Origin of the sequence: Microbacterium sp. (assembly GCF_031178525.1) — a bacterium.
Lineage (GTDB): Bacteria > Actinomycetota > Actinomycetes > Actinomycetales > Microbacteriaceae > Microbacterium.
Map to the genome: position 1 here is coordinate 1 of NZ_JAPSJA010000211.1, position 4,002 is coordinate 4,002.

Annotated in this window: 3 protein-coding genes; all 3 read right to left on the reverse strand. The window is 71.2% G+C overall.

The genetic code is table 11. The features are described from left to right. On the reverse strand, nt 1-835 hold an 835-nt coding region (locus RIF89_RS11710), incomplete at its 3' end, for a TatD family hydrolase (RefSeq protein ID WP_309069286.1). Nucleotide 836: 1 nt separating this feature from the next. Then, nucleotides 837-2,414, reverse strand: a complete 1,578-nt coding sequence (metG, locus tag RIF89_RS11715) for a methionine--tRNA ligase (RefSeq protein ID WP_309069287.1) — start codon at nt 2,412-2,414, stop codon at nt 837-839. A 30-nt stretch (nt 2,415-2,444) separates the two neighbouring features. Next, a partial coding sequence (locus tag RIF89_RS11720; protein WP_309069288.1) for a gluconokinase occupies nt 2,445-4,002 on the reverse strand: 1,558 nt, incomplete at its 5' end.

The window sequence follows — 4,002 nt, forward strand, 5'->3', positions numbered from 1 at the left end:
CGCACAGCTCGTCGACGTCGAGGCCGAGCTCAGCGGCCATGAACCGCACCGTGACGGGAACGAGGTACGGCGCGTTGGGGCGGCCGCGGTGCGGCACGGGCGTGAGGAACGGCGCGTCGGTCTCGACCAGGATGCGCTCCACCGGCGTCACGGCGAGCGCGTCGCGCAGGTTCTGCGCGTTCTTGAACGTGATGTTGCCCGCGAACGACAGGTAGTAGCCGTTGTCCGCGGCCTCGCGCGCCATATCGGCGTCGCCCGAGAAGCAGTGGAAGACCGTCCGTGCGGGTGCGCCGACGCGCGCGAGCGTGTCGAGCACGTCGCGATGCGCGTCGCGGTCATGGATCTGCATCGCGATGCCGTGCTTCTTCGCCAACGCGATGTGCGCCTCGAACGACGTCTGCTGCGCGGGGCGCCCCGCCTCGTCCGTGCGGAAGTAGTCGAGGCCCGTCTCACCGATCGCACGCACGCGCGGGCGGGCGGCGAGCTCGTCCATCACCGCGATGGCCTCATCGAGACGGCCGGCCTGCGCGTACGTGGGCGCATCGTTCGGATGGATCGCGACGGCCGCGAGCACGCGCGGATGCGCCTCCGCCGCCGCGACGGCCCAGCGAGACGACTCGACGTCGCCGGATGCCTGCACGACGCCCGCGATGCCCACTGCGAGTGCGCGCTCGAGGTGCGCGGCGAGATCCAGCGGCTCGTCGCCGTCCGTGATCTCGAGGTGCGCGTGGTTGTCGTACACGGGCACGGCGAGCGGCTCCGGCGCCTCCGGGTAGCGGAGGTCCTTGCGGCCGTCCTTGACGCGCTCGCGGACGTAAGTCTCCGGGGAGCTCACGTCAGTCGGCCTGCTCGATGCGCGGGAACAGCGGCGCGAGGGCCTGCGTCGCCGTGCCGGCGGGTAGGACGCCCCACGTGCCGGCCTCGCGGATCGGCTGCTCGGCGAGCGCCCCGAGGACCTGCTCGGCGCCGAGAGCCGCCCACAGCTTGACGGTGGACTGCGGCATCACGGGCGACAGCAGCACCGCGAGGGCGCGCAGACCCTCGGCGCACGTGTAGAGCACGGTCGCGAGGCGCTCGGCCTGCGTCTCGTCCTTGGCCAGGGCCCACGGCGCGTTGTCGGTGATGTAGCCGTTGAGCTCGTCGACGATCGTCCAGATCGCGCGGATGGCCTCGTCGATCCGGAATCGCTCGATCGCCTCGTCGGCGCGCGACGCGGCATCCCGCACGACCTTCTGGATCGCGAGATCGACGTCCGTGTACGCGCCGGGCTGCGGCACCGAGCCGTCGAAGTACTTGCCGATCATCGCGATCGTGCGCGAGGCGAGGTTGCCGAAGCCGTTCGCGAGCTCGGCCTGGTAGCGCGCGGACAGGTCCTCCCACGAGAAGGAGCCGTCCTGGCCGAAGGCGATCGCAGAGAGGAAGTAGAAGCGGAACGCGTCGCTGCCGAACGTCTCGACGAGCGTCTCGGGCGCGATGCCCGTCGCCTTCGACTTCGACATCTTCTCGCCGCCCACGAGCAGCCAGCCGTGCGCGAACACGCCCTTGGGCACGTCCAAACCCGCGGCCATCAGCATCGCCGGCCAGATCACGGCGTGGAAGCGCAGGATGTCCTTGCCCACGACGTGGTAGCCGGGCCAGCGACGGGCGAAGTTCTCCTCGTCCGAGCCGTAGCCGATCGCCGTGGCGTAGTTCAGCAGCGCGTCGATCCACACGTACAGGACGTGCGAGCTGTCCCACGGGATCGGGATGCCCCAGTCGAACGCGGAGCGCGAGATCGACAGGTCCTTCAGGCCCTGCTGCACGAACGCCACGACCTCGTTGCGCGCCGACTCGGGCTGCACGAAGTCGGGCTGGTCGCGGTACAGCGCCAGCAGGCGGTCCTGGAACTCGCTGAGCTGGAAGAAGTAGTTCTTCTCGTGCAGCAGCTCGAGCGGCTTGGAGTGGATCGCGCAGACCTTGAGGCCCTCGAACGGGCCGGTGCCGTCGACGATCTCGCTCTCGGGCTTGAACTCCTCGCAGCCGACGCAGTACAGCGCCTCGTACTCGCCCGCGTACACGTAGCCGCGGTCGTAGATCGACTGCCAGAACTTCTGGGCGCGCGTCTCGTGACGCTCCTGCGTCGTGCGGATGAAGTCGTCGTTCGCGACATCCAGCGTCTTCAGCAGCGGGAACCAGGCCTCGGTCACGAGCTTGTCGACCCACTCCTGCGGCGTGACGCCGTTCGCCGCCGCGGCGCGCATCATCTTCTGGCCGTGCTCGTCCGTGCCGGTGAGCATCCAGGTGTCGTCCCCGGCCTGGCGGTGCCAGCGCGCGAGCGCATCCGCCGCCACCGTCGTGTAGCCGTGCCCGATGTGGGGCACGTCGCTCGGGTAGTAGATCGGCGTGGTGATGTAGAACGAACGGCCGGAAGTCACCCGTCGATCCTATTGCGGGGTGACGCCCTGTTACGCCAGCGGCAGCGACGGCGCGAGCTTCTGCAGGCGCGCGTTCGCCGCGAACAGCGCGTCGTACAGCTCGTCGAACAGCGGCCGCAGGGTCGCGTACACGGCCGCGTCGGCGGGACGGTTGCGGATCGTGCGGCTCACCGGCACGAGGTCGGCCGCCACGTCGATCGATTCGATGAGGCCGAGGGCCTCCATGCCGAGCAGCGCGGCGCCGAACCCGGAGCCCTCCTGCTCCTCGAGCATCCCGACGGGCGAGCCGAGCGCGTCGGCGAGCGTCTGCTGCCAGACCGGATGCTGCATCACGCCGCCCGTCGCGCGGATCTCGTGGATGTCGAGGCCCGCGGCGCGCATCGAGTGCAGCACGAGCGAGAGCTGCAGCGCCACGCCCTCGACCGCCGCGCGCACGAGATGCTCGCGCCGGTGCCCGCGCGTCAGGCCCACGTACGCGCCGCGCGCGACCGAGCTCCAGTGCGGCGCGCGCTCGCTCAGCAGATACGGCAGCATCAGCAGGCCGCCCGATCCGGCGGGCACGGTCGCGGCCTCGTCGAGCAACTCCTCGGTCGGCACCTCGCCCCCCGCGATCTCGGAGCGCACCCAGTCGAGCACGATGCCGCCGTTGTTCACGGCGCCGCCGATGACCCAGCGATCGGCCGTCAGGGCGTAGCAGAACACACCGCCGCGGGGGTCGACCGCCGGCCGGTCGACAGCGACGCGCAGCGCACCGCTGGTGCCGATCGAGCACGCCGCGACACCCGGGCGCACGGCGCCCACGCCGAGGTTCGCCAGCGGACCGTCGCCCGCCCCCACGACGACACGCGTCCCGATGCGCAGGCCGGTCGCGGCCGCGGCCTCCTCCGTGAGCCCGTCGAGCACGGTCGTGGTCGCCACGAGGTCGGGCAGCTGCTCCTCGCGGATGCCCGCGAGCCCCAGTGCCTCCTGATCCCACGCGAGCGTGTGGATGTCCATCAGGCCCGATGCCGACGCGAGCGAGTGGTCGACGACGAGCGCGCCGCACATCCGCAGCAGCACCCAGTCCTTGATGCCGACCCAGAAGGCCGCGGTCTGCCGGATCCGCGGCTCCTGCTCGCGGAACCACATCAGCTTCGTCAGCGGCGACATCGGGTGGATCGGCGTGCCCGTGCGGCGGTGCAGTGCGAGCCCGTTGGCCGAGGCGCGCAGCCGCTCGGACTGCGCAGACGCGCGCGTGTCCGCCCAGGTGATGACCGGGGTCATCGGCTGCAGCTCGACGTCGAGCGCGAGCAGGCTGTGCATGGCGGACGAGAACGACAGCCCCGCGATCCGGTCGGCGCCGAGGTCGGCGACCACGTCGCGGACGCCCTCGTAGACGGCGCCCAGGATGAGATCCGGGTCCTGCACGGCGTGACCGGGGTGCGGCTCCTCGAGCGGGTAGCCGTGCGATGAGGACGCGAGCTGCCGCCCGTCCGGCGTGTACGCCACGACCTTCGTCGCCGTCGTACCCATGTCGACGCCGAGGACGATGTCCTGTGCAGCCACTTCGCGCGCCCCGTCTCCGCTCACGCCGCCGGCTCCGCCAGCG